21 protein-coding genes and 1 tRNA gene are annotated in these 24,353 nt (G+C 66.5%); 10 read left to right on the forward strand and 12 right to left on the reverse strand.

Features of this window, described 5'->3' with window-relative positions:
• The coding region (locus tag VAE53_RS10845; protein WP_322819398.1) for a transglycosylase domain-containing protein at positions 1-2,435 on the reverse strand (2,435 nt) is incomplete at its 3' end.
• Positions 2,436-2,552: 117 nt separating this feature from the next.
• Here VAE53_RS10845 and gatC point away from each other — a divergent pair.
• From gatC to VAE53_RS10860, 3 genes are read left to right on the forward strand one after another with little or no spacing between them, the layout of a single operon-like run.
• Positions 2,553-2,840 (forward strand): Asp-tRNA(Asn)/Glu-tRNA(Gln) amidotransferase subunit GatC, encoded by a 288-nt coding sequence (gene gatC, locus VAE53_RS10850; protein WP_322819399.1) that lies wholly within the window; start codon positions 2,553-2,555, stop codon positions 2,838-2,840.
• Positions 2,837-4,306 (forward strand): Asp-tRNA(Asn)/Glu-tRNA(Gln) amidotransferase subunit GatA, encoded by a 1,470-nt coding sequence (gatA, locus tag VAE53_RS10855; RefSeq protein ID WP_322819400.1) that lies wholly within the window; start codon positions 2,837-2,839, stop codon positions 4,304-4,306. The genes gatC and gatA overlap by 4 nt, the downstream gene beginning before the upstream one ends.
• Positions 4,307-4,358: 52 nt before the next feature.
• Positions 4,359-4,901 carry a restriction endonuclease gene (locus VAE53_RS10860; protein ID WP_322819401.1) on the forward strand — a complete coding sequence of 181 codons (543 nt, stop codon included), beginning with the start codon at positions 4,359-4,361 and terminating at the stop codon, positions 4,899-4,901.
• A 6-nt stretch (positions 4,902-4,907) separates the two neighbouring features.
• On the opposite strand, the gene VAE53_RS10865 is transcribed toward VAE53_RS10860, so the two are convergent.
• Positions 4,908-6,311: an amidase gene (locus VAE53_RS10865; RefSeq protein WP_322819402.1), complete on the reverse strand. Its 1,404-nt coding sequence runs from the start codon at positions 6,309-6,311 to the stop codon at positions 4,908-4,910.
• A 31-nt stretch (positions 6,312-6,342) separates the two neighbouring features.
• The gene (locus VAE53_RS10870) at positions 6,343-7,881 is read right to left on the reverse strand and encodes a class I SAM-dependent methyltransferase (RefSeq protein ID WP_322819403.1); all 1,539 of its coding nucleotides are present in this window, start codon (positions 7,879-7,881) and stop codon (positions 6,343-6,345) included.
• Between the two features lie 283 nt (positions 7,882-8,164).
• Here VAE53_RS10870 and VAE53_RS10875 point away from each other — a divergent pair, with 283 nt between their 5' ends.
• Both VAE53_RS10875 and VAE53_RS10880 read left to right on the forward strand, forming a co-directional pair.
• Positions 8,165-9,361 carry an aminotransferase class I/II-fold pyridoxal phosphate-dependent enzyme gene (locus VAE53_RS10875; protein ID WP_322819404.1) on the forward strand — a complete coding sequence of 399 codons (1,197 nt, stop codon included), beginning with the start codon at positions 8,165-8,167 and terminating at the stop codon, positions 9,359-9,361.
• 117 nt (positions 9,362-9,478) lie between these two features.
• Positions 9,479-9,877 carry a hypothetical protein gene (locus VAE53_RS10880; protein ID WP_322819405.1) on the forward strand — a complete coding sequence of 133 codons (399 nt, stop codon included), beginning with the start codon at positions 9,479-9,481 and terminating at the stop codon, positions 9,875-9,877.
• 16 nt (positions 9,878-9,893) lie between these two features.
• Here VAE53_RS10880 and VAE53_RS10885 read toward each other — a convergent pair whose 3' ends face one another.
• Positions 9,894-11,432, reverse strand: coding sequence for a GMC family oxidoreductase N-terminal domain-containing protein (locus VAE53_RS10885; RefSeq protein WP_322819406.1), 1,539 nt, complete (start codon positions 11,430-11,432; stop codon positions 9,894-9,896).
• Positions 11,433-11,533: 101 nt separating this feature from the next.
• Between VAE53_RS10885 and VAE53_RS10890 the strand changes: the two genes are divergently transcribed.
• Positions 11,534-12,232, forward strand: coding sequence for an acetate--CoA ligase family protein (locus VAE53_RS10890; protein WP_322819407.1), 699 nt, complete (start codon positions 11,534-11,536; stop codon positions 12,230-12,232).
• 31 nt (positions 12,233-12,263) lie between these two features.
• Complete coding sequence (locus VAE53_RS10895; RefSeq protein ID WP_322819408.1) at positions 12,264-13,688, forward strand: CoA-binding protein; 1,425 nt, start codon at positions 12,264-12,266, stop codon at positions 13,686-13,688.
• 1 nt (position 13,689) lies between these two features.
• Here the strand turns inward: VAE53_RS10895 and VAE53_RS10900 are convergent, their stop codons facing one another.
• The 3 genes from VAE53_RS10900 to VAE53_RS10910 all read right to left on the reverse strand — a co-directional run bounded on the left by VAE53_RS10900 (position 13,690) and on the right by VAE53_RS10910 (position 16,362).
• Positions 13,690-14,448, reverse strand: a complete 759-nt coding sequence (locus VAE53_RS10900) for a response regulator transcription factor (protein WP_322819409.1) — start codon at positions 14,446-14,448, stop codon at positions 13,690-13,692.
• Positions 14,449-14,539: 91 nt separating this feature from the next.
• Positions 14,540-15,157, reverse strand: coding sequence for a Maf family protein (locus tag VAE53_RS10905; protein WP_322819410.1), 618 nt, complete (start codon positions 15,155-15,157; stop codon positions 14,540-14,542).
• Positions 15,154-16,362: a class I SAM-dependent RNA methyltransferase gene (locus VAE53_RS10910; protein WP_322819411.1), complete on the reverse strand. Its 1,209-nt coding sequence runs from the start codon at positions 16,360-16,362 to the stop codon at positions 15,154-15,156. Before VAE53_RS10910 ends, VAE53_RS10905 begins: the two co-directional genes overlap by 4 nt.
• Before the next feature lie 82 nt (positions 16,363-16,444).
• On the opposite strand from VAE53_RS10910, the gene VAE53_RS10915 reads away from it, so the two are divergent.
• Positions 16,445-16,521, forward strand: a tRNA-Val gene (locus tag VAE53_RS10915).
• Between the two features lie 252 nt (positions 16,522-16,773).
• Here VAE53_RS10915 and VAE53_RS10920 read toward each other — a convergent pair.
• From VAE53_RS10920 to VAE53_RS10935, 4 genes are all read right to left on the reverse strand, one after another.
• On the reverse strand, positions 16,774-17,160 hold the full coding sequence (locus tag VAE53_RS10920) for a hypothetical protein (RefSeq protein ID WP_322819412.1): 387 nt from the start codon (positions 17,158-17,160) through the stop codon (positions 16,774-16,776).
• Between the two features lie 209 nt (positions 17,161-17,369).
• Positions 17,370-18,257, reverse strand: a complete 888-nt coding sequence (gene sucD, locus VAE53_RS10925; RefSeq protein WP_322819413.1) for a succinate--CoA ligase subunit alpha — start codon at positions 18,255-18,257, stop codon at positions 17,370-17,372.
• A 110-nt stretch (positions 18,258-18,367) separates the two neighbouring features.
• Positions 18,368-19,981 (reverse strand): CHAD domain-containing protein, encoded by a 1,614-nt coding sequence (locus VAE53_RS10930; protein WP_322819414.1) that lies wholly within the window; start codon positions 19,979-19,981, stop codon positions 18,368-18,370.
• A gap of 43 nt (positions 19,982-20,024) precedes the next feature.
• On the reverse strand, positions 20,025-20,804 hold the full coding sequence (locus tag VAE53_RS10935) for an SDR family NAD(P)-dependent oxidoreductase (protein WP_322819415.1): 780 nt from the start codon (positions 20,802-20,804) through the stop codon (positions 20,025-20,027).
• A gap of 136 nt (positions 20,805-20,940) precedes the next feature.
• Between VAE53_RS10935 and VAE53_RS10940 the strand changes: the two genes are divergently transcribed.
• Complete coding sequence (locus VAE53_RS10940) at positions 20,941-22,128, forward strand: CaiB/BaiF CoA-transferase family protein (RefSeq protein WP_322819416.1); 1,188 nt, start codon at positions 20,941-20,943, stop codon at positions 22,126-22,128.
• 82 nt (positions 22,129-22,210) lie between these two features.
• Here the strand turns inward: VAE53_RS10940 and VAE53_RS10945 are convergent, their stop codons facing one another.
• Positions 22,211-23,398: a CaiB/BaiF CoA-transferase family protein gene (locus tag VAE53_RS10945; RefSeq protein WP_322819416.1), complete on the reverse strand. Its 1,188-nt coding sequence runs from the start codon at positions 23,396-23,398 to the stop codon at positions 22,211-22,213.
• Between the two features lie 136 nt (positions 23,399-23,534).
• Here VAE53_RS10945 and VAE53_RS10950 point away from each other — a divergent pair, with 136 nt between their 5' ends.
• Positions 23,535-24,314, forward strand: coding sequence for an SDR family NAD(P)-dependent oxidoreductase (locus VAE53_RS10950; RefSeq protein ID WP_322819415.1), 780 nt, complete (start codon positions 23,535-23,537; stop codon positions 24,312-24,314).
• Positions 24,315-24,353: the final 39 nt, after the last annotated feature.

Here is a 24,353-nt window from a genome sequence, read left to right on the forward strand (position 1 = left end):
GCGGTGACGACCTGGTCGCAGTACTTGAAATCGGGGCCGAGGTTACGGTCGGTTGCGGGGGTCTGGAATTCGCGTTGTGCGACGTTGGGGGGTTGGAGGTCGGCGAAGCCCTTGCCGATGTCGGGGACGCCGCGGGCGGCGAGGGCTTCGTGGTAGTAGCCCATCCAGTTTTTCCAGAGGCGGACGGTGGTGTTGGCAGCGGCGAACTGGCGGTCGTTGACGAGTTCGTTGGTGGCGTTGCCGACCCAGACCGCGGTGGCGGCGTGGCGACTGTAGCCAGTCATCCACGTTTCGAGGGTTTCGGCGGCGGAGCCGGGGCCCTGCTGGGTTCCGGTCTTGACACCTGAAGGGATGCGTTGGCCGTTGGCGAAGAAGTCGAGGCCGAGGTCGTTGTTGCTGCCACCGCAAACCCAGATGATGAAGCGGGCGGTGCAATCGGACATGATGCTGTGGAGGAGCCAGACGGAGCCGGCGTTGACGACCTGGCGCGTCTCTGGTTCGCCCTGGCGGAAGATGACTCGACCCTCTTTGTCGCGCACTTCGAGGATGACCACCGGGTCGAGTTCGCGGGTGCCCTGAATCCGGAGATACCCTTTTTGGAAGAGGAGTTTCTGTTCGAGGGCGAGTTCGTAATCGGCGCCGGTATCGAGGGCCGTGCTCTTGAGATCGCTCACTTTGACGTATTTGGCAAGTGTGGGGACGCCGACCATTTTCCCCATGTTGGCGATGGTGGCGTCCATGTAGGCCATGTCGATGGCGCGGATGTTGGCTCCGCCGGTGGCGATGGATGCGCCGTAGGTGACATCCGGATGGGAACGGAATGTTGGGTCGAACCGTTGTTCGAGGGTCGTGATGCCGAGGGCTTTGGCCATGGCGATGACGTTGTCGATGCCGGCTTCTTGTGCGGCGCGGAAGGCAGGGACGTTTTGGGAACCGCCGAGTGCGGCGCGGGCCGAGATGAGCCCTTCGGTTTTGTCTGCATCGCGGCGAGGGTTTTCGATTGCGGTTCCTTCGACGGTGAGGGGGCTGGTATCCCAGAAGATGCTCATGGGAGCCTTGGTGAGCACGTCGAACCAGGTGAGGTAGACGGCGGGCTTGAAGGACGAGCCGGGCTGGTTGATCTCGTTGAGTTGGTCGATATCGCCGGCGACGCGGCGATCGGAGCGGTATGAGGGGTCACGATTGGGGGCGTAGACGATGACTTGGCCGGTGGATGGTTCGATAGTGACGATGGCAGCGTTGTAGCATTCGCACCCGGCTTCGAGGCCAGCGGCGATGAATCCGCGAGCCATTTCCATGGCTTTCTCGGTGAGTTGCCAGTCGAGCGTGGCGGTGACTTTGTAGCCGGCCATGTGGACGCTGGACTTGCAATCGGGCGCGGCAGGGAGCTTTTCGAGGATTCCCGCCTCGCACATGCGGACGAGGCGGGGTTCGACCTGGTTATCGACGAAGGCCTCGGCGCGCTGCGGGTTGGAGCCGAGGTAGACGCGGATCTCCTCGGATTTGGCAGCGGCTGCTTGCTCGGGGGTGATGCGGCCGTGCCGGACCATGAGGTCGATGACGGCTTCCTGTCGTTCTTTGGCTTCACCGCCAACGGTGCCTCTGCCGAGCTCGTCGACGATGCATTCGCCGCTATCGTTCTTGATGCAGTTGAGTCGGGGGTGGTAGGTGGTGGGAGCCTGGGGGATGCCGGCGAGGAGGGCGGCTTCGGCAAGGGTCAGGTCTTTGGCGGGCTTGCGGAAGTAGCCTTGGGCGGCTGCTTCGACGCCGATGTAGCGATCGGCGTAGCTGATCTGGTTGAGGTACCAGGTGAGGATTTGTTCTTTGGTGTAGTCGCGCTCGAGCTCGATGGCGTAGGCGATCTCGCGGAGCTTGCGGTCGAGGGTTCGTTCGGCCGTCACGCAGGCGTTTCGCGTGTCGCCGTCCTCGGAGACGGCAGGGCAGATGTAGACGTTCTTGATGAGCTGCTGGGTGATGGAGGAGCCGCCTGTGCCGGAGCCGAACTCGTTGAGGATGTAGTTTTCGTAGGCGGCACGGATGAGGCCTTTGAGGTTGACACCTGGGTGCGACCAGAAGGAGTTGTCCTCGGTGGAGATGGTGGCCTCGATCATCCAGGGCGAGATCTGGTCAAGGGTCACTGGGTCGAGGAGCTGGGCATTGGGGTTGGAGAGGGTAGCGAGGAGGACGCCACCTTCGGGACCGTTGCGGTCGTAAATCTCGGTGGGAATGGACGAGACTTCGAGGAGTTTTTGCTCGATGGGGACGTAGTCGCGAGCGTAGGAGTTGTACACGGTGAAGAGTGCGCCGAAGGCGGCTGCCGCGCCGATAGCGCCGAGCCCGACGAGGGCGAGGAGGGCGATGAGCAGGGGGCGTGCGCGGTTGCTTCCGTTGCGGCGCCGCTCGCGGAGGCGACGACGGACGACGATGTTGTTCATGGGCGGGCACCCCCTGCGCGCCCGGGGCGGATGCGTGGCATCGGGGTTGAGGGTAGCAGAAGGCGGCTACAGGCAGTATGGCGGCAGGTAAGGCCGGCTTCCCCTATTCTTGACGGCATGGCGCTGACTCGTGAAGAGGTGTTGCATATCGCTCGGCTGGCCCGGATCGCGCTGAACGCGGACGAGGTGGAGCGGTTCCGGGCTCAGCTTTCGACCATCCTGGACCATTTCGAAGCGCTCGCTGCGGTGGACACGGAAGGCATCGAACCGACGGCCCACCCGCTTCCGTTGGCGAATGTGATGCGTGAGGACGTTGTCGAGCCTTCGCTTCCGCGTGACGAGGTGCTTGCGAATGCGCCCGTTGTGGAGGATGGGTATTTCCGGGTGCGGGCGGTACTGGAATGAGCGAGCTATGGAGGCTGACGGCGCACGAGGCGCACGAGGGGCTGCGTCGCCGGGAGTTTACGAGCGTCGAGCTGACGGAGGCAGTCCTCGAGCGGGTGGCCGAGGTCGAGCCGATGGTGAACGCGTACATCACGCTGACGGCGGAGCTCGCGCTGGAGCAGGCGCGCGAGGCGGATGCGAAGCTCGCGGCGGGTGCGGCGACGCCACTGACGGGCATTCCGGTCGGTGTGAAGGATTTGATTGTCACGAAGGGTGTCCGGACGACGGCGGGGTCGAGGATGCTGGAGAACTTCATCCCACCGTATGACAGCCATGTGTACGAGAACTTACGGCGCGCGGGTGCGGTGATGGTAGGGAAGTGCAACATGGACGAGTTCGCGATGGGATCTTCGACGGAGCATTCGGCTTTCGGTCCGACGCGGAATCCTTGGAATCTGGAGCTGGTTCCTGGCGGCTCGTCGGGCGGGTCGGCGGCGGCGGTCGCTGCGGGGGAATGCTTGGTTTCGCTGGGGAGCGACACTGGCGGCTCGATTCGGCAGCCGGCTGCGCTCTGTGGGCAGGTTGGGCTCGACCCGACGTATGGGCGCGTGAGCCGCTACGGCATTGTCGCGTTCGGGAGCTCGCTCGATCAGGTGGGACCGATCGGACGGGACGTCGAGGATGTGGCGACGATGCTGGATTGCATCGGTGGGCACGATCCGCGCGATAGCACGACGAATCCGGAGCCGATGCCCGATCTGCGCCACTATCTGGGGAGGGACATCCGGGGGATGCGGATTGGGGTGCCGAAGGAATACTTCGTCAGCGGGATGGAGCCCGGGGTTGCGGCGCGAATCGAGGAGGCGCTGGCGGTGCTGGCGTCGTTGGGAGCGGAGATCGATAGGGAGGTGTCGCTGCCAAGCACGGAGCATGCGCTGGCGGTGTATTACATCATCGCTCCGAGCGAGGCTTCGGCGAACCTGGCGCGATACGACGGTGTGAAGTATGGGTTCAGCGACCGCTCGGCCCCTTCGATGTGGGAGAACATGGAGCAAACTCGGGCGAAGGGCTTCGGGAACGAGGTGAAGCGCCGCATCATGCTGGGGACGTATGCGCTGAGCGCGGGCTATTACGACGCTTATTATCTGAAGGCGCAGAAGGTGCGGACGCTGATCAGTCGGGAGTTCGCGGCTGCGTTCGAGCGGTACGATGTGCTGATTACGCCGACGTCGCCGACGGTGGCGTTTCCTATCGGCGCGAAGGTCGACGATCCGTTCGCGATGTACTTGAACGATATTTATACGCTGCCTGCGTCGGTGGCGGGGCTGCCGGCGGTGAGCGTGCCGTGCGGTTTTAGCGATGGGTTGCCGGTCGGGATGCAGATTATCGGGAACTTTTTCGACGAGGGGCGGATTCTGCAGGTAGCCCATGCGTACGAGCAGGCGAGCGGATTTCGCAACCTGCTCGCGCCTGTCGGGGGGAGCTGACGCGGACGGTGCCGGCGGGCATCGTCGGCCGGCAGGTTAGGTGCCGGGGACGATGATGCGCGCGATTGGTTTGGCGTTCGTTTTGGGCCTTGCCGTCGTGTGGTGGGATCCGGCAGGGCTACGCTGGGCTGGTGCGGCCGGGGCATCGGTGGGGGCGGTGCTGGTTCTCTTTCGGTTCGCGACGGCGGCGCGGCGGCGGGCCGCGCGAAGGACCCTGGAGGGGTTGCGGGCGATGGCACCGGAGGCGTTCGAGGCGGAGGTGGCGGTTTGGCTCCGGCGAGACGGCTGGCGCGTGGAGCGCACAGGGGGACCGCGAGACGGCGGGGTCGACCTGGTTGCGAGGCGGGGGCGCGAAACGGCGTTCGTGCAGTGCAAGCGGTTGGGGGAGGGCGGGACGGTCGGTGCGTCGACGGTCCGTGACCTTTACGGGGCGGCGGTGGCCGGGGGTGCGACGTTGGCGGTGCTCGTTACGACGGGCCGCGTTTCTCCGGCCGCGCGGGAGTGGGCTGGGGGGCTCGCTGGTACGCCTCGGATGGTGGTAGTCGATGCGAGCCTTGTGACCGATGTCGCCGGTGGTCGGCCGCTGCTCGGATGAGCGGGCTCAGAGTGTCGGCGCCTTCCGGTGCCAGTCGGTCGCACATTCATAGGCGAAGGCGGCACGCAGGAGTGTCGCTTCGTCGAAGGGGCGAGCTGCGAGCTGGAGGCCGATGGGCAGGCCCTCGCTGCTGAATCCGCACGGGATGCTGATGGCGGGTATGCCTCCGATGTTGAACGGCATGGTGAGCGAGGCGAAGGCTGCGCCGGTGCTGAGCTGGACGCCTTCGACTTCGACGGGGTCTTCGCCGATGAGGGAGGCGGGGCGCATGGTGGTCGGTGTGACGAGCAGGTCGACTTGGGCGAGGGTGTGGCGGAGGGCCTCGGCGACGCGGTAGCTGGCGAGGTAGGCGGCCGAGAGATCGAGGGGTTCGGGGAGTGGCTGGAGGAGGATGTTGCGCAGTTCTTCGCTGTAGGCTTCGGGGTTTTTTTCGAGGTAGGGCGCGTGGTGGAGCCGGCCTTCGACGTTGACGAGGCGCCAGGCGGAGACCACGTCTTCGCGGGTGAAGCCGGGATCGATGTCTTCGACGATGGCGCCGAGGCTGCGGAGCACCTCGAGGGCTTCTTCGACGGCCACGATGACCTCAGGGTCGAGCAGGCTGAAGAATTGGTCGCGGGGGACGCCGATCCGAAGCCCTCTGATGTCGGGAATGAGCGCTTGGCGGTGGTCGACCTGGGGAAGGGGAACGGTGGCGAAATCGGCAGGGTCGTAGCCGGAAATGATGTCGAGGACGATGGCGACGTCCTCGACGGTCCGGGCGAGTGGTCCTGCGTGGTCGAACCGCCATGACATGGGGACGATGCCTGCGCGGCTGACCCGGCCGTACGTCGGCTTCAGGCCGACGCAGCCACAGAGTGCGGCCGGGATGCGGATGCTGCCGCCGGTGTCGGTCCCGAGGGCGACGGGACAGAGGGATGCGGCGACTGCCGCCCCGGAACCGCCGCTGGAGCCGCCGGGGATGCGGTCGTGGCCCCACGGGTTGCGGGTGGGGCCGGTATGGGGGTTGTTGGTGGTCGTTCCCCAGGCGAATTCGTGGGTGTTGGTTTTCCCCAGCATGATGGCGCCGGCGTCGAGGAGGCGGCGGACCACGGTGGCGTCGCTGGATGGCACGCGGCCGCGGAGGACGGCGGAGCCGGCCGCGGTCTCGACGCCCGCGGTGTCGTAGAGGTCTTTGAAGGCGACTGGCACGCCGTGGAGGGGGCCGCGGTAGTGACCGGCGAGCAGCTCCTGTTCGGCGCGTGCGGCGTCCTGCAGGGCACGCTCGGCGGTGACGAGGACGAAAGCGTTGAGGCGGGGATTGAGCCGTTCGATTCGTTCGAGGCAGGCGCGGGTGAGCTCGTGGGGCGAAAGGTCGCGGCGAGCGATGGCACGGGAGGCTTCGGCGAGGGTGAGGGCGGTGGGGTCGGTCACGGTCGGCTCCGGCGGTTGCGATGGGACGACGTCAGTGTTCGAGGAATCCGCGCCGCGCGAGCCAGGCGAGGGCACCGGCGACGGCAACGCGGGCGGTGGCGAAGGATACTCCGGCGGCCCGGATGGCGTCATCCTGGTTGCTGGGCGCAAGGACGTTGACGACGAGTTCGGCAAGGTCGTCGAGAGTGCGGCTGCCGTCGAGGTACGGCAGGAGGGCGAGCGGCAGCGGCGGGACGTCGTGGACGGCGTGGGTGAGCGCGACGGGCATGGTGTCGTCGCGGAGGGCCTGGTCGCGGGCCATGGCGAAGGCGCGGGGACGTGGGCCTGGCGTGGATGGGATGGGGACGGGTTCGGCCTCGAGTTGGAGACCGCCCTGAAGGAAGAGGCGCAGAAGGCGGGGCGCGGTATCGGCCCAGAATTGGTCGGGGCCGACGAGCTCGGCGAGCTCGTCGACGGGCACTGCTGCTGGACGGCGCTCTGCGAGGCGGTGTAGCGCGGTGAGCAGGTCGCGGTGGCGGATGGCGAGGAGGCCGCCGGGGTGAAGGAGTTTGGGAAGGACCGGGTCGTAGCGGTCTTCTCCGGGGCCGATGAAGTCGCCGAGGAGGCGGAGTGCGAGGCCGTGGAGGCGCCGGGGCGATGGCGGGCGGCCGAGGTCCCGGTCGATGTGGCAGAGGAGGGACTCTCGAAAGGTTCGACCGTGGACGAAGTCGAGGAGCTGTTCGCGCTCGACGGGGCCGGGCGCGAGGGCTTGGAATTCGGCGGCGACGTTTCTGGCGAGATCGGGGAGGGCCATGCGGAGGGGCCAGGCGTCACCGAGATACTGGAGCCCGTGGGTGCCTGCGTGGCGGACGAAGTCGGCGAGGTAGACCGGCGCGTTGGTTGGCTCGAGGTGTTCGTGGGCGAGGTAGTCGTCCGGACGCTCGGTGATGAATGCGAGTTCGCGGGCGAGCACTTGGGCGTAAAGGGGGCCGCCGGGGAGGCGGGCTTCGAGATCGAGCGCGGTGCGCACGACGATTTCGGCCATCGCGCGGGCGTGGGCGACGAGCTGTCCGGGCTGGGCCTGGAGTTGGCGTGTGGAGAAAACCATGAGTTCGCGGAGGGGCTGGCGGAGGTACCAGCCGGGGTAGCAGTTGTAGCTGACGAAGGCGATGCCGTTGGGTGCGAGGAGTTCGCGGCAGAGGCGGAGGAGGCGGTCGCGGACGGGTTCTTCGACCCAGGAGTAGACGCCGTGGGCGATGACGTAGTCGAAGGTGCCGAGATCTGGGCCGGCGTCCATGATGTCGAGGACTTCGAATCGAACGTTGGCGAGGCCGAGGCGGGCGGCCACGGCGCGCGCGAACTGGACTTGGCGGGGGGCGTTGTCGATGCCGAGACAGGTGGCACGAGGGAGGCTGGCGGCGATGGCGTTGAGGTTTTCGCCGACGGCCGAGCCGATTTCGAGGATGCGGGCGGTGGAGGGCGGTGGGGTCTCGATGCCGAAGAGGCGGCCGAGCGCAGCGAGGCGCCGAGGGTGAGACGCTTCGACGGCGGTGCCTTCGTAGGGGATGGCGTCGTAACTGATGACCGACACGTCGGCTTCCAGTGTAGGGCGGGGGAAAAACGGGGGGCGAGCGGCGGGGGATGGGGGGAAATCCTGGTATTGACGTTATGAACGGGAGCCGTGAGAGTTAGGGGCGATGGTTCCTTCGACCTCCCTCGCTGCGTTCCTGGCTGCTGCTGCGGCGGCTGCTGCGCGTGCGCGCCGGTGAGGGTGGCGGTCGGAGCCGTACGTCGAGTACTCCAGCAGGAAGGCCGCCCCCGGGGCGGCCTTTCCCGGTAGGAATGGCTGGCGGGGGCAAACGAGGAGCAGCACGATGACCGCTGACACGACGACCCCATCTTCGCCGGCACGTTACATTTCGCGACGGGTGCAGGCGGTTCCGCCAAGCGGTATCCGACGGTTTTTCGACCTCCTGAGCACGATCGAGGATGTGATTTCGCTCGGTGTCGGGGAGCCGGACTATGTGACGCCGGAACCGTTCCGACGGGCGGCGATCGCGAGCATCGAACGGGGCGACACGCATTACACGTCGAACTATGGCCTTATCGAGCTGAGGGAGCGATTGGCCGCTCACCTGGAGCGGCTCTATGGCGTGCGGTACGACCCGCGGGCGGAGATCGTGATTACGTGCGGGTCGAGCGAGGGGCTGGACATTGCGATGCGGGCGTTGGTCGACCCGGGGGATGGGGTGTTGTGCGCCGACCCAAGTTATGTTGCGTACATGCCGGTGACGGTGATGGCGGGCGGGGTGTTCCAACCGGTACCGACGCGGTCGGAGGATGATTTTCGGCTGCTCCCGGCGGACCTGGAGGGGGAGATTACGGCGGCATCGCGGGTGCTGCTGCTGGGGTTTCCGGCGAATCCCACTGGTGCGACGATGTCGCGGGGGGACCTGGAGGCGATCGCGGAGGTGGTGGAGCGGTACGACTTAGCGGTGATCAGTGACGAACTCTACGACCGGATGACGTACGAAGGGGAGCACACGTGCTTTGCCTCGTTGCCGGGGATGCGCGAGCGGACGGTGCTCCTCGGGGGATTCAGCAAGGCTTACGCGATGACTGGCTGGCGGCTGGGGTGGGTTGCGGCGCCGGCGCCGATGGCCGAGGCGATGATGAAGGTCCATCAGTACGTGATGATGTCGGCGCCGACGGCATCGCAGTTCGCGGCGCTCGCGGCGCTGGAGGAGGGGGAGGCATTCGTTGCGGAGATGGTGACGGAGTACAACCGTCGGCGGCGGCTGATCGTGGACGGGTTCCGCGCGGTGGGGCTTCCGACGTTCGAGCCACGGGGTGCGTTTTACGCGTTCCCGGACATTCGGGTGACGGGAATGACGAGCCTGGAGTTCAGCGAGCTGCTGCTCGCGGAGGAACGGGTGGCGGTGGTACCGGGCAGTGCCTTCGGTGCCTGCGGCGAGGGGCACGTCCGGGCCTGCTACGCGAGCAGTTACGAGCAAATCGAACGTGCGCTGGAGCGGGTTGGGCGGTTCGTGCAGCGGCATCGGAGCGGTTGAGCGGAGGGCTCGACGCCAAGGTTGCGGAGATAGCGAACGCCTCCTGAACTACTTGGGCAGGATAGGGTTGGCCGATGGTAGGATGCGGCGCCATCGATAGGTCGACAGGAGGAGGCCATGACAATCGAGATGCCCGGCATACGGGTTTGGTTGGGCGTGGTGCTGGGTGGTGTGGCGCTGGCGGCGATGGCCTGCGGCGGCGGGGGGAACGGTACTTCGGATGTGAAGCTGGAGAACGTCAATCCGAACGTGAATGCGACGGAGGCACCCGTCGAGCGACCGGTGCAGGAGATCAGGGTGACCGATCAGGGATGCGAGCCGGCGCAGGTGACCATCAAGGCGCGCACGCGGGTGGTTTGGAAGTGGGAGAATACGTCGAGTCCGATCGCTATCATGCTGGCCGGTGTTTCGTCGCCGGCGCAGACCAGCGGGGAGTACCAGCGGGACTTCGACCAGGCGGGCGTGAGCTACCCGTATCAGTGCGGCCCAGCGACCGGGCGGATCGTTGTCGAGTAGCTGGTAGCGGTCGGGCTCAGAGGCCGTAGAGCTCGGGGCGCGTTCGAACCCATTCGCCGACCATTTCGCCGATCATGATGCTTGTGAGGTTGGTGTTCGCGCGCGGGACTGTGGGCATGATGCTGGCGTCGGCGACGACGAGGCCCTCGACGCCGTAGGCACGGCCGTACTGGTCGACGACGGCGTGGGTGTCGGTGGGCGGGCCCATCGGTGCGGTGGAGCATGGGTGGTAACCGCTGGCGGCGAACCGGAGGAGGAGGCGGTCGAGGGCTTCTTCGCTCAGGGGGCGCGAGAGGTCGGGGAAGACGACGCGGTCGACGAGCCGTGCGAGGGGGCCGGTGGTGACGAAGGTGAGGGCATGGCGGAAGGAGACTGCGAGTCGGCGCCGATCTTCGGGGTCTTCGCAGAAGTGGTTCTCGATGGTTGGCGGGGTGTGCGGTTCGGCGGAGGGGAGGCGGAGGCGGCCCCGCCCGTTGACCTGTTCGAGGACGGCGGCGACGGCGATGGTTTCGAGGCGGCTTCCGCGGGGGGAAAACGAGAAGGCTTCGATCTGGAGGTCGTTGCGGTACGGGCTATCGGGAGCGGTATAGCGCAGGATCGTCTGGACGATTGGCTGGTCGGGGTCGAGGATGGAGGGGTCGCGGACGGTGGCAACGACGGCGAGCGCCGGATGATCGCTCAAGCGGGTACCGACGCCCTCGGCGGCGTGAATGGGTTCGACGCCGAGCCGGGTAAGCTCTTGGGCGGGGCCGATGCCCGAGCGGAGGAGGATCGCCGGTGAGTGAATCGCGCCGGCCGAGAGGATGGCCAGGCGGCACTGGTAGGTTTCGACCGAACCGTTACGTTCGACTTCGAGGCCGATGGCGCGGTTGCGCTGGAAGAGGATTCGGCGAACGAGGGTGTTGGGTTGGATGGTGAGGTTGGGGCGGGCGCGGGCCGGCGCAAGGTAGCCGATGGCTGTCGAGATCCGGAGGCGGCCGATTTTGTTCATGGGGTGGGGTCCGGCTCCCCAGCTGGATGGGTCGTTGGCATCGTCGCAGCGGGGGTAGCCGAGTTGGTCGGCGGTTTCGAGCCATGCCTGATGGACGGCCGTCAGTTCGTCCCATTGGTAGCGGCGGATGGTGATGGGTCCGGCGTTGCCGTGGTAGGGGCGGTCGCCGAAGTCGAGGTCCCGTTCGAGTCGGCGAAAGGCGGGGAGTACGCGGTCCCACGACCACTCGGGGTTGCCCGCGGCGGCCCAGGCGTCGTAGTCCTCGGGGAGGCCACGCAGGGCGATGGTGGTGTTGACGGCACTGGAGCCGCCGGTGACGCGGCCTCGGGGGAAGGGTGCGGAGCGTCCGGCGGCGGTGGGCTGGTAGGCGAGGCCCCAATCGTGGGCGGTGTAGGAGTTGTTATGGCTATTGAGGAGGTCGAAGGGGAGGTGGGCGAGGTCGGGGTAGTCGGGTCCGGCCTCGAGGAGGAGGACGGAGCGGCGTGGGTCTTCGCTTGCCCGGGCGGCGATGGCGGCGCCGGAGGACCCGGCGCCGACGATGACGATGTCGTACGGTTGGTTCATGGTGCTGCCTCCGCGGCGGGAGCGTAGCCGGTGGGGCGGTAGGACGCACGCGCGGGTTCCCGTACAATCCGGCCACACTACGTCGTTTCCGCGAGGCAGGCATGTCGTTCGATTCCGTACTTGCGCAGGTGCGCGCAGAGGGGCGCACGCTGCTGACCGAGGTCGAGGCGAAGTCGGTTCTAGAGGAGGCCGGGGTGCCGGTGGCGCCGACGCTCTTGGCCCGGACGCGTGAGGAGGCCCAGGCGCGTGCGGCTGAGGTTGGCTATCCGGTGGTGTTGAAGGTGGTTTCGCCGGACATTGCTCATAAATCCGATGTGGGCGGGGTGAGGCTGAACCTTCGGGATACGGAGGAGGTGGCCGCTGCGTTCGACGAGATCGTGGCCGATGCGCAACGGGCGGTGCCAGGGGCGCGGATCCTGGGGGTGGCGGTGCAGCACATGGCGCCGCAAGGGACGGAGGTGATCGTGGGGATGACGATGGACCCGCAATTCGGGCCGGTGATGATGTTCGGGCTGGGGGGCATCATGGTGGAGGTGCTGAAGGATGTGTCGTTCCGCCTGGTGCCGCTGGAGGAGAAAGACGCCCAGCAGATGATCGACGAAATCAAGGGGCGGCCGGTGCTCTCCGGGGTGCGCGGGCAGCCGCCTGCCGATATCGAGGCGCTGAAGCGGACGATCCTGAAGGTTTCGGAGTTCGTGGAGCGGCACCCGGAGGTGCGGGAACTGGATTTGAACCCGGTATTCGCCTACCCGGACGGTGCCCTTGCGGTGGATGCCCGGATCGTGGTGAGCGAGAACTGAGGCGCGGCGGAGCCGCCGGGAGGAGTGCGAGATGGCCGTTCCGGGTCACCGGCTGGACCGGATGTTCAACCCGAAGGTGGTGGCTGTGATCGGCGACAAGGGGCCCGGATACATGTGGCTCCACAACAATCTTCCGCTGACGGAGCGCGGCGGTCGGTTGTACTCGGTGCAGCTGGACGAGAAGGAGATTCCGGGTATCGAGGCGCTCGGGGTTCGGAATTTCAGGTCGGTGCTCGATATTCCAGAGCCGATCGATTACGCGCTGGTGGCGGTGCCGCGTCAGGTTTCGCCGTTCGTTTTGAAGGACCTGATCGCTGCGGGGGCGGGAGGGGCGGCGTTCTTTACGTCGGGGTTCGCGGAGACGGGTGAGGAGCTGGGGATCCGGCTCCAGGATCAGCTGGCGGCGATGGCGCGAGAGGGGGACTTCAACCTTGTTGGCCCGAACTGCATGGGCCTGTATCTGCCGAAGGCGGGGGTGCGCTTCAGCGCCGATGCCCCGGTGACCGATGTGGGCGAGATCGGATTTCTGAGTCAGTCGGGGACGCACGGAATTATGTTCAGTCTGGTGGCAGCGGCGAACGGGATGTTCGTGAGCAAGTGTGCCTCGATTGGCAATGCGATCGTGCTCGATGTCTCGGACTACTTGGAGTACCTGATGCTGGATGACGAGACGCGAGTGATCGGGATGTACGTGGAAGGTGTGAAGGACGGGCGACGCTTTTTCGAGACGCTGCGCGAAGCTTGCCGACGGAAGCCGGTGGTGGTCTGGAAGGGTGGCCAGACGGAGGCTGGTGCGCGAGCGACGATGTCGCATACGGGCTCGCTGGCGGCGCCGCAGGCGGTGTGGGACGGGATGATGCGCCAATGTGGCGCCATCACGACGAACAATCTCGACGAGACGATAGATGTGATGAAGATGCTCCTTCGGGCGCGGACGCCGGGCGGAGATGGGATGGCCTTGCTCGCGCAGACGGGTGGTCAGTCGGTTTCGATGACGGATGCGTTTGCGAAAGCGGGGCTTCGGGTACCGAGGTTCGCGGATGCGACGTACGCGGCTCTGGGGGAGTTTTTCAACATCGTGGGCGGGAGTTACCAAAACCCGCTCGACATGGCGGGAACGATTCAGGGGAACATGGAGACGCTGGATCGCATTCTGCGCATTGTCGATGGCGACCCGAACGTAGACGGGATGGCAATGGAGCTATCGGCGATGTTCGCTGCGCGACAGTGGAAGGCGAAGCCGGAGACGTTGGAGGCGACGATTCGGACCTTGGCGAACCACATCGAACGTTCGCAAAAGCCGTTGGTGGCGATTCTCCATCCGGCGCACGAGGCTGAATACGTTGCCAGTATCCAGGGAAAGTTCAACGAGGCGGGGGTACCGGTGTTCGCGAGCTTCGAACGGGCGGCTGCGGCGTATCGACGGGCGCTGGATTACGCGCGAGCGAACGGCTGAGCTATCCCTCGGCGGCACCACCGAGGTTGGTGAGGCTGCGCTCGGCTTCGTCGACGCTCTCGAGCCTGACGATGCCGCGCTTGAGGGCGTAGCGGATGAGGTCGGTTCGCGAGCGGGCTTTGAGTTTTTCCATGATGTGGGCCTTGTGGGCTTCGACGGTTTTGACGCTGACCACCAGTTCGTCGGCGATCTGTTGGTTCGTGCGTCCTTCGGCGATGAGTTGAAGTACTTCGCGCTCGCGGGGGGTGAGGTTTTCGAGCGAGCTCTTGGCTCCAGGCCGGCGAGCCTGTAGCTGGAGCTCGGCGATATCGAAACCGTCGGAGAGTGCTGCCGAGAAGTACTGGTTGCCGCGGTGGACGGTCTGGATGGCGAGAAGGAGCTCGGAGACGTCGGAGTTCTTGACGAGATAGCCTGCGGCGCCCGCTCGGATGGCGCCGACGATTTGTTCTTCGTCGACGAAGCCAGAGAGGATGACGACTTTGGTGGCGGAGGATGCCCGTTTGACTTGGCGTGTGGCTTCGATGCCATTGAGTCCGGGCATGACCACGTCCATGAGGACGACATCGGGTCGCAGGCGCTGGACGGCGAGGAGTGCTTCGCGGCCGTTTTCGCAGTCGGCGACGACTTCGATTTCGGCTTGGGTTTCGAGCAGCATGCGGAGGCCTTGCCTGATGACGGCATGGTCATCGACGACGAGCACGCGGATGGGCCGCGAACCGCCAGCGGGGCTCCCCCTCCCGAGCGAGCGGCTATTGCTCATGCAACGAACTCCCGCGAGGTGGAACCTACACCCCGCATGCAGAGCGCAAGTCTACGCTTCCGGCGCCGGGTGCCAAGAGGGGCTCGGAGCCTCAGCGTGGGCGCGCAGGACAGGCTGCGCAGCGGGCGTGGCGCTCGTCCGGGCGCTTTGGCGCGCAGCCGAAGAGTTCGAGCAGCCGGTGGAGTGTCCAAAGGGGGAGCCCCATGACGGCGCAGTAGCAGCCTTCGAGCCGCTCGACGGGCTGGACGTCGTCGTGTTGGATGGCGTATCCGCCGGCCTTGTCGAGCGTTCGGCCGGAGGCGGCGTAGGCCTCGAGGATTTCGTCGGCGAGGTTGGCCATGAGGACGGTGGAGACCTCGTGGTCGATGGCGGTGCCTTCGGGGCCGATCAGGGTGACGGCAGTGACGACCTGGTGAGCTCGGCCGCGCAGTTCGCGGAGCATGGCGATGGCTTCGGGGACGGTGGTGGGCTTGCCGTAGAGTTTGAGGCCGCGAAAGACGACGGTATCGCATCCGATGACGACGGCGGCCGGGTGGTGGCGAGCGACGGCCTCGGCCTTGGCATAGGCGAGTTGGCGCGCGCAATCGATGGCGTCGCCGGAGAGATCCTCTGGGATTTCGGCTGCTTCGACGTCGAATTCGGAGAGGAGGGCGTCGAGGAGCTCGCGGCGACGGGGGGAGGCGGAGGCGAGGACGACGCGGCGGGTCATTCTGCGGGCCACTCCAGCCGGCTGACGCATTCGATGTGCCCGGTTTGGGGGAACATGTCGAGGGGTGTGACGGCGGTGAGGCGGTACCCTCCATCGACGAGCACGCGGAGGTCGCGCGCGAGCGTTGCCGGGTTGCAGGAGACGTAGACGACGGTTCCGGGCCGGAACCGACAGATCGCGGCGAGCACGGGTGGGGCGCAGCCGGGCCGGGGCGGGTCGAGCACGACGGCGTCTGGGTAGTCCTCGAATGTGGGGAGGATTTCTTCGACTTTTCCGATGCGAATATGGGCGTTTCGGACCGAGCGGAGGTTGACCTTGGCATCGCGGGCGGCGCTGTTGGATTCTTCGATCGCGATGACGGAGTCGAAGCGGTCGGCGAAGATTCTGGCGAAGGTTCCGACGCCAGCGAAGGCATCGACGAGGAGGTGGCCGCGGGGCGGGAGGGCTTCGCCAACGAGGCGGACAAGCTCTTCGGCTTGGGCTGTGTTGACTTGGAAGAAGGCGGAGGCGCTGACGACGAAATCGTGGCCGGCGAGCCGCTCGAGGTAACTGGTTTGGCCTGTTGGGATATCGACTCCGGGGATTGCGGGGTTGACGAGGAACGAGCCGGTAGCTGCGGAGTGGCGCACCTGCACCTGGTGGAGTCCGGCGCCATGCCCTTGGAGCTTGGGGAGGAGATCGTTGACCCACGGGTCGGCGATGGGGCAGTTTTCGACTTGGAGGAGCCCGTGCCCACGTCGTGAGATGAAGCCGATATGGCCGAATTTTTTGCCGGTGGAGAATCGCAGGTGGTTGCGGTAAGCCCAAGGTTCCGTGGCTGGGACGATCGGGCGGACGACTCCAGGGTCGAGCCGCCCGATTCGTTCCAGCTGCTCTCGAACGACGGCTTCCTTCAGGCGGACTTGGGCTTCGTAGGCGATGTGCTGGAGCTGGCAACCGCCGCATTCGCCGAAGAGCGGGCAACGGGGGGCGATGCGTTCGGGGGAGGGTTCGAGGACGCGGGTGGTAACGGCCTCGAGGTAGTCGGGGTATTCGCGTTCGACGGTGGCTTCGACGAGCTCGCCTGGGATCGCGAACCAGAGGAAGGCGACCCGGCCATCGGGTGCGTGGGCGAGGGAGGCGCCGCCGAAGACGAGGCTCTCGGCGCGCAAGGTGAGCGTGATTGGCTCGGAGGGCGTTTTCCAGCGGTGACCGCGTCGGGGCATAGGTTTCAGGTTAGGGGTGTACTTCGCCACACGCGAGAGGCTGGCGATTAGCGGTTGGCGGGCGTATGCTTTTGGCTACCGTGGGCGGTTAGCTCAGATGGTTAGAGCGCTGCGTTGACATCGCAGAGGTCACTGGTTCGAATCCAGTATCGCCCACCATCCCACGCACTGAGTGTCTGACGGCCGGCGGTATGCCGGCCGCTTTGGTTGGGTGCGCAGAGCTGGGCTGCGGGGCGTGGAATGCGACCGGAAGGTAGAGGCTGAAGATTTGCAAGGGATGTGGGAGCGAGTGGTCGGGGCAGGCGTGCGCGTGCTCGACCCGCTCGCGGAGCGGTCGTGGGGGAAAAACGAATTCACCGTCGAGGACCTAGCGGGGAACTGGTTGACGTTCTGGAGTTCGGCGAGGGTAGGCTAATCGAGGGCTTCGGGCAGGGCGAGCTGAGCGAAGGCGAAGGCTGCTTCCCGTTGCGCTGCGCGCGTGGCTGCCCGCGCGAACGACGCGAGGCGGGGGCGGTCGGCGAGGGCGTCATCGCCGGCTTCGAGTAGCCGCCAGGCTTCGATCAGCACCTCGCGGAGGACCTGTTCGACGGCGCGGCCGGCAGGTACGAGGGAAGGGTCGAGCTGCCCGCGTGACGGTTCGAGTTCGCGGGCGAGGGTGTCGAGGCGGAATTCGATGGCGAGCGCACAGTCACGGATGGCTTCCCGGATGGCGCGGGGCTCTCGGGCGACTTCGAGGCGATGAACGGCACCGAGGAGTGAATCGACGAACCGGGGCTCGCTGGCTTCGAGCGCTTCCACGTCGGCACCTCCCGCGCTGTGCCTTGCTCGGCATGGCGCTGGGTGAATGGTAGCCGACGGTGTTCGGGTTGGTGGGCAAGCCAGGGGATGGGCTGGAAAACGTAACATGATTGGAACGAACGGAACGTCTGGGCGGCCCCGGCGTGGGGACGCTGCGGTGGAAGGGGGGTCGGCCGCAGGACGATAGACCGAATCGAGGGTGGCGGAAGCTAGCGAACGAGGCCTCGTTCGGTCAGCAAGCGCTTCATCGTGGTTCCGATGTCGGCGGGGGAGTCGGATACGACGGCGCCGGCGGCGCGCAGGGCTGCCTTTTTGTTCTCGGCTTTGCCGTCCTCTCCGGAGATGATGGCGCCGGCGTGCCCCATGCGGCGGCCTGGGGGTGCGGTCGCGCCGGCGATGAAGGCGACGACGGGTTTCTCGACGTGGGAGCGGATGTAGGCGGCTGCCTCCTGTTCGGCGGACCCGCCGATTTCGCCGACGAGGACGATGGCATCGGTATCGGGGTCTTCGTTGAGCATGCGAACGGCCTCGGCCTGGCGCGTGCCGATGATGGGGTCGCCGCCGACGCCGATGCAGGTGCTCTGACCGATGCCTTGGGCGGTGAGCTGGGCGACGACTTCGTAGACGAGGGTGCCGGACCGACTGACGACGCCGACCCGGCCAGGCATGAAGACGTCGCCGGGCATGATGCCGACGCGGGTTCTGGTGCCGGGGGTGATGACGCCGGGGCAGTTAGGGCCGATGAGGATGCTTCCGCTGGACTGGAGGGCCGCCTTGACGCGGACCATGTCGAGGACGGGGATGCCTTCGGTGATGCAGACGATGAGGGGAATCTTGGCAGCAGCTGCTTCGAGGATGGCATCGGCGGCGCCCGGGGCGGGGACAAAGATGATGCTGACGTTGGCGCCGGTTTCGCGGACGGCCTGGTCGACGGTGGTGAAGATAGGGACGCCATCCTGCTGCTCGCCGCCGCGCTTGGGATGGATGGCGGCGACGACGTTGGTGCCGTAGGCGATGGAGCGGCGCATGTGGTTGGCGCCTTCGGTGCCGATGCCTTGCACCAGGAGGCGGGTGTTCTGATCGACGAGCACTGCCATATGGCGAAATCCCGGGTGGCGCGATTTCCGTTTGCGGGCCCGGAGCGTTATTTCGACCGGGGCCGGCATGGGTTCGGATGCCCGGAGGGGAAGGATACCTGCTGGTAGGCCTAGGGGCGATCTGCGGGTGGTGACGGGATGTGGGCGATCGGCTGTGGCCGCTGTGCCTCCATGAGGCGGAGGAGCTTTTTCCACTCGGTGCCACGCAGCTGGCGGTAGACGGTGGGGAATCGGGCGCGGAGCTCTTGGGCCTGGGTGCGGTAACGTTCGGCGAGCATTCCCATGGCCATGAGGGTTTCGGGCGGCAGCCGGCGGCCGGCCGTTGAGGCGAGATCTTCGAGCATGTCGATGGCGACGTAGGCGTCTTGGTGGAGGCCGAGGAGGTCTTGGAGAGCGGTGACTCGGGCGCTGAACTCGAGTGCCGGTTTGCCGTAGAGGCCGTTTCCGACGAATTCGAGGGCGTAGCGCAGCTTTTTGGCCTCGATGCGGAGAAGGTGGTACGCCTCGGGCGGGGAGGATTTGCGGATGCGGTCGCCGAGTTTGCGGACTTTGCGGTAGCGCCGCTCGACGAGGTCGGGGGCGACGGCGAGGGCCGGGACGCGGCCGGCGGCGAATGACTTGGGTGGGCCGGTGTGGAGGACCGCGCCGAAGCGCGCGCAGAGGCGTTCGTAGCGGCGGGAATCGAGCACTTGGAGCATCCGCTTGCGCGCGGCCTTTCGGCGGCGGAGGAGGAGGGTCTCGATGCTATCGAGCACGTGGGCGCGTTCGGGAGGAAAGGCGGTGCGCCACTCGGCCATCCGTTCGAGCTGGACATCGAGGTCGCGGACTTCGCCGAGTGCACGGGCGACGAGGCCAAATTCGTCGCGGAAGGCGAGGGTGCGGGGGGAGAGGAAGGGGCGGAAGGTGGACATCGCTGCGCGGAGGCGGCGGGTTGCGACGCGCATGTCGTGGAGGGCTTCGATGTCCTCTCCGAGGCGGGTGCCAGGCTCGTTTTGGAGGAAGACGCGGAACTGGCGACGAAGGACGGCGAAAGCGACCTGCGCCGCGGTCATGGTGGTTTCGACGGTTTCGGGGCCGAACGAGGGGGGTTCGGGTGGGCGCTGGCCCGTGGCGACGAGGGCCGCTTCGAATTTGGATGTGGAGGCCGGCCCGAGGCTACAGGCGGCCACGAGGGCGTCGACGAAGGGGCGTGTGCGTTCGAGGGCCTCGGATTGGACTTCGACTTCGACGCGTGCGATGCGAACGGGTTCGTCGCCGGCGACTGGGATGGTGGTGTCGTCGAGGGCGATTTCGGCGAGCGTCCCGGCGCCATCGTCGAGGCGGAACCTCTGGCGGGTGGTGAGGAGGCGGAAGAGGGGGACGAGGGGGTGGCGTCCACAGAGGGCACGCAGGGCTTCTCCGGCTTCACCGGGCGCGGTGCGTGGGTCGGCGTCGGGCTCGGCGAGCTCGGCGGTGATTTCGCGGCGGGTACGGATGCCTTCGGAGGCTTCGGCCATCGACTTGAGGGTGAGCTCGGCGGTGGTGTTTTTCCTGCGCACGCGGCAGGTGTAGCCGGCGCGGTGAATGCGCCAGTCGGGTGTGTCGAGGTAGGTGTCGTCGAGTGTTTGGGTTCCTTCGGGTTCGACGGTGAAACCGGGCAGGGGTTGCGTTTGCAGCCACCTGAGGACGGGACGGGTATCGAGCGCTGCGAACTGCCACTCGATTTCGAGGTTCTTCGGGGTCACGCGGGTGATGATAGCGCCAGCGCGTGGCCGACGGGTGAACGACTCAGGCGCGGCGGATGGTGAGGCCGCCATCGACCGGCAGGGCTACGCCGGTGACAAAGGAGGCGGCGGGCATGGCGAGGGAGAGGGTGAGGTGGGCGACTTCCTCGGGCAGGCCGTAACGTCGAAGGGCGGTACGCTGACGGGCGTACCGTTCTTTGGCTTCTTCGGGGATGGCCTCGGTCATGGCGGTTCGTATCGGGCCGGGGCAGATGCAGTTGACGGTGATGCCTTCCTTCCCGAATTCGAGGGCCAAGGACCGGGTGAGGCCGACGACGCCATGTTTGGCGGCGGTGTAGGCGCTGTGGCCGGGGGTGGCGCCGAGACCTTCGGTGCTGGCGATGTTGACGATGCGCGGGCTTTCCGAGCGGCGGAGGTGGGGTAGGGCGGCGCGGATGGTGTAGGTCATGGCGGTGAGGTCGACGGCGAGGGTGCGGGCCCAGACCTCGTCGTAGTTGTCGGCCTCGAAGGGGACTGCGGCGGCGATGCCGGCGTTGTTGATGAGGATGTCGATGCCGCCGAACTGGACTACCACTTCGGCGATGAGCTGCTCGACGGCCGCTCGGTCGGCGACATCGCAGGCCCAGGCGCGGGCGTTGCCGCCAGCGGCGCGAATCTCGGCTGCGACGCTTTCGACCGGTTCGCGGTTGACGTCGACGGCGGCGACGGCGGCGCCTTCGTCGGCGAAGAGGATGGCGGTGGCGCGCCCCATTCCGCTGGCGGCGCCGGTGACGAGGGCGACCTTTCCGGCTACAGAGCGGCTGAGTCGAGAGAGACGGGGCATGTGGGATCCTCGTTGGGGGGTAGGGATGGAGAGGAGGTGTACGCTCCTGACCCGCGGGGTGCAAGGTGTTGCACGGCCGGGCGGGCGCCAGCATGCTACCGGGACAGAGTTCGCCCCTACAGGAGATGTTCGTTCCATGGTGATGGCTCTCGAAGGTATCAAGGTGCTGGACCTCTCCCGGCTGGCGCCGGGCCCCCATTGTTCGATGTTGCTGGCGGATTTCGGTGCCGAGGTGACGCTGGTGGAGGCAGTCCCGGGCGCGTCGGCGAAGTTGGGGACGACGGGGCTCCGGCGTAGCGAGGCGGCCGAGCGGGCGGCTGCGTTCAATGCGCTAGGCCGCGGGAAGCGTTCGATCGCACTGAACTTGAAGGAGGAGGAAGCGCGGAGGATTTTCTACCGGATGGTGGAGAACGCCGACGTGGTGATCGAGGGGTTCCGTCCGGGCGTGGTGAGGAGGCTGGGCGTGGACTACGAGACGCTCTCTGGTATCAATCCGCGGATTATCTGCTGTTCGATTTCTGGGTTCGGGCAGACGGGGCCGTACGCGAATCTTGTGGGGCACGATATCAATTACATTGCGATTGGCGGTGCGCTGGGGGTGACTGGGCGGCCGGGCCAGCCGCCGGCGATTCCGGTGAATCTGCTGGCGGACTTTGCGGGGGGCGGCCTGACGGCGGCCTTCGCGATCTGCCTGGCGATCATTGCGCGGGAGAAAACGGGCCGGGGCCAGAATATCGATGTGGGGATGAGCGACGGGGTGCTTTCGCTGATGACGAGCGCCTTTAGCCATTATTTTTCCACGGGGCAGCCGATCCGCCCGGGTGAGTATCTGCTCAATGGTGCGGCGCCGTTCTACAACACGTATCGATGCAGCGATGGTCGGTGGTTTTCGATCGGGAGCATCGAGCCGCACTTCTGGGAGAATCTCTGCCGGGTGCTGGGGACGGAGGATTTGCTGCCGCACCAGTTCGACCAGGCGCGATGGCCGGAGATGATCGAGCGGTTCGCGGGAATTTTTGCGACGAAGAGTGCGGACGAGTGGATGGAGGTGATGTCCCAGTACGACATCTGTGCGGCGCCGGTGCTGGAGATGGAGAACGTGGTTACGAACGAGCACAATTTGGCGCGGGGGATGGTGGTGGAGCTCGATTCGCCGGTTGGCAAGGTGAAGCAGATCGGGGTGGCGCCGAAGCTGAGCGATACGCCTGGGATGCCGCGTTTTACGGCGCCGCTCATTGGGCAACACACCGACGAGATTCTCGGCGGGCTGGGGTATACGGCCGAGCAGATTGGAGAGCTGCGGAGCCGCGGCGTGGTGGGCTGAGCGACGCCGGGGAGCCCAGACAGCGCGAGGAGGCGGCGCCTAGGCGCCGCCTCCTCGCGCTGTCTGGGCTCCCCGGCGTCGCTCAGCCCACCACGCCGCGGCTCCGCAGCTCTCCAATCTGCTCGGCCGTATACCCCAGCCCGCCGAGAATCTCGTCGGTGTGTTGCCCAATGAGCGGCGCCGTAAAACGCGGCATCCCAGGCGTATCGCTCAGCTTCGGCGCCACCCCGATCTGCTTCACCTTGCCAACCGGCGAATCGAGCTCCACCACCATCCCCCGCGCCAAATTGTGCTCGTTCGTAACCACGTTCTCCATCTCCAGCACCGGCGCCGCACAGATGTCGTACTGGGACATCACCTCCATCCACTCGTCCGCACTCTTCGTCGCAAAAATTCCCGCGAACCGCTCGATCATCTCCGGCCATCGCGCCTGGTCGAACTGGTGCGGCAGCAAATCCTCCGTCCCCAGCACCCGGCAGAGATTCTCCCAGAAGTGCGGCTCGATGCTCCCGATCGAAAACCACCGACCATCGCTGCATCGATACGTGTTGTAGAACGGCGCCGCACCATTGAGCAGATACTCACCCGGGCGGATCGGCTGCCCCGTGGAAAAATAATGGCTAAAGGCGCTCGTCATCAGCGAAAGCACCCCGTCGCTCATCCCCACATCGATATTCTGGCCCCGGCCCGTTTTCTCCCGCGCAATGATCGCCAGGCAGATCGCGAAGGCCGCCGTCAGGCCGCCCCCCGCAAAGTCCGCCAGCAGATTCACCGGAATCGCCGGCGGCTGGCCCGGCCGCCCAGTCACCCCCAGCGCACCGCCAATCGCAATGTAATTGATATCGTGCCCCACAAGATTCGCGTACGGCCCCGTCTGCCCGAACCCAGAAATCGAACAGCAGATAATCCGCGGATTGATACCAGAGAGCGTCTCGTAGTCCACGCCCAGCCTCCTCACCACGCCCGGACGGAACCCCTCGATCACCACGTCGGCGTTCTCCACCATCCGGTAGAAAATCCTCCGCGCTTCCTCCTCCTTCAAGTTCAGTGCGATCGAACGCTTCCCGCGGCCTAGCGCATTGAACGCAGCCGCCCGCTCGGCCGCCTCGCTACGCCGGAGCCCCGTCGTCCCCAACTTCGCCGACGCGCCCGGGACTGCCTCCACCAGCGTCACCTCGGCACCGAAATCCGCCAGCAACATCGAACAATGGGGGCCCGGCGCCAGCCGGGAGAGGTCCAGCACCTTGATACCTTCGAGAGCCATCACCATGGAACGAACATCTCCTGTAGGGGCGAACTCTGTCCCGGTAGCATGCTGGCGCCCGCCCGGCCGTGCAACACCTTGCACCCCGCGGGTCAGGAGCGTACACCTCCTCTCCATCCCTACCCCCCAACGAGGATCCCACATGCCCCGTCTCTCTCGACTCAGCCGCTCTGTAGCCGGAAAGGTCGCCCTCGTCACCGGCGCCGCCAGCGGAATGGGGCGCGCCACCGCCATCCTCTTCGCCGACGAAGGCGCCGCCGTCGCCGCCGTCGACGTCAACCGCGAACCGGTCGAAAGCGTCGCAGCCGAGATTCGCGCCGCTGGCGGCAACGCCCGCGCCTGGGCCTGCGATGTCGCCGACCGAGCGGCCGTCGAGCAGCTCATCGCCGAAGTGGTAGTCCAGTTCGGCGGCATCGACATCCTCATCAACAACGCCGGCATCGCCGCCGCAGTCCCCTTCGAGGCCGACAACTACGACGAGGTCTGGGCCCGCACCCTCGCCGTCGACCTCACCGCCATGACCTACACCATCCGCGCCGCCCTACCCCACCTCCGCCGCTCGGAAAGCCCGCGCATCGTCAACATCGCCAGCACCGAAGGTCTCGGCGCCACCCCCGGCCACAGCGCCTACACCGCCGCCAAACATGGCGTCGTCGGCCTCACCCGGTCCTTGGCCCTCGAATTCGGGAAGGAAGGCATCACCGTCAACTGCATCTGCCCCGGCCCGATACGAACCGCCATGACCGAGGCCATCCCCGAAGAAGCCAAAGAACGGTACGCCCGTCAGCGTACCGCCCTTCGACGTTACGGCCTGCCCGAGGAAGTCGCCCACCTCACCCTCTCCCTCGCCATGCCCGCCGCCTCCTTTGTCACCGGCGTAGCCCTGCCGGTCGATGGCGGCCTCACCATCCGCCGCGCCTGAGTCGTTCACCCGTCGGCCACGCGCTGGCGCTATCATCAC

The organism is Tepidiforma sp. (genome assembly GCF_034432735.1).
GTDB lineage: Bacteria > Chloroflexota > Dehalococcoidia > Tepidiformales > Tepidiformaceae > Tepidiforma.

Excerpts from the sequence above, each read along its gene's own strand:
- gatC (WP_322819399.1), top strand. The coding sequence starts at position 2,553 with ATGGCGCTGACTCGTGAAGAGGTGTTGCATATCGCTCGGCTGGCCCGG.
- gatA (WP_322819400.1), top strand. The coding sequence starts at position 2,837 with ATGAGCGAGCTATGGAGGCTGACGGCGCACGAGGCGCACGAGGGGCTG.
- VAE53_RS10860 (WP_322819401.1), top strand. The coding sequence starts at position 4,359 with ATGATGCGCGCGATTGGTTTGGCGTTCGTTTTGGGCCTTGCCGTCGTG.
- VAE53_RS10875 (WP_322819404.1), top strand. The coding sequence starts at position 8,165 with ATGACCGCTGACACGACGACCCCATCTTCGCCGGCACGTTACATTTCG.
- VAE53_RS10880 (WP_322819405.1), top strand. The coding sequence starts at position 9,479 with ATGACAATCGAGATGCCCGGCATACGGGTTTGGTTGGGCGTGGTGCTG.
- VAE53_RS10885 (WP_322819406.1), bottom strand. The coding sequence starts at position 11,432 with ATGAACCAACCGTACGACATCGTCATCGTCGGCGCCGGGTCCTCCGGC.
- VAE53_RS10890 (WP_322819407.1), top strand. The coding sequence starts at position 11,534 with ATGTCGTTCGATTCCGTACTTGCGCAGGTGCGCGCAGAGGGGCGCACG.
- VAE53_RS10895 (WP_322819408.1), top strand. The coding sequence starts at position 12,264 with ATGGCCGTTCCGGGTCACCGGCTGGACCGGATGTTCAACCCGAAGGTG.
- VAE53_RS10900 (WP_322819409.1), bottom strand. The coding sequence starts at position 14,448 with ATGAGCAATAGCCGCTCGCTCGGGAGGGGGAGCCCCGCTGGCGGTTCG.
- VAE53_RS10905 (WP_322819410.1), bottom strand. The coding sequence starts at position 15,157 with ATGACCCGCCGCGTCGTCCTCGCCTCCGCCTCCCCCCGTCGCCGCGAG.
- VAE53_RS10910 (WP_322819411.1), bottom strand. The coding sequence starts at position 16,362 with ATGCCCCGACGCGGTCACCGCTGGAAAACGCCCTCCGAGCCAATCACG.
- sucD (WP_322819413.1), bottom strand. The coding sequence starts at position 18,257 with ATGGCAGTGCTCGTCGATCAGAACACCCGCCTCCTGGTGCAAGGCATC.
- VAE53_RS10935 (WP_322819415.1), bottom strand. The coding sequence starts at position 20,804 with ATGCCCCGTCTCTCTCGACTCAGCCGCTCTGTAGCCGGAAAGGTCGCC.
- VAE53_RS10940 (WP_322819416.1), top strand. The coding sequence starts at position 20,941 with ATGGTGATGGCTCTCGAAGGTATCAAGGTGCTGGACCTCTCCCGGCTG.
- VAE53_RS10945 (WP_322819416.1), bottom strand. The coding sequence starts at position 23,398 with ATGGTGATGGCTCTCGAAGGTATCAAGGTGCTGGACCTCTCCCGGCTG.
- VAE53_RS10950 (WP_322819415.1), top strand. The coding sequence starts at position 23,535 with ATGCCCCGTCTCTCTCGACTCAGCCGCTCTGTAGCCGGAAAGGTCGCC.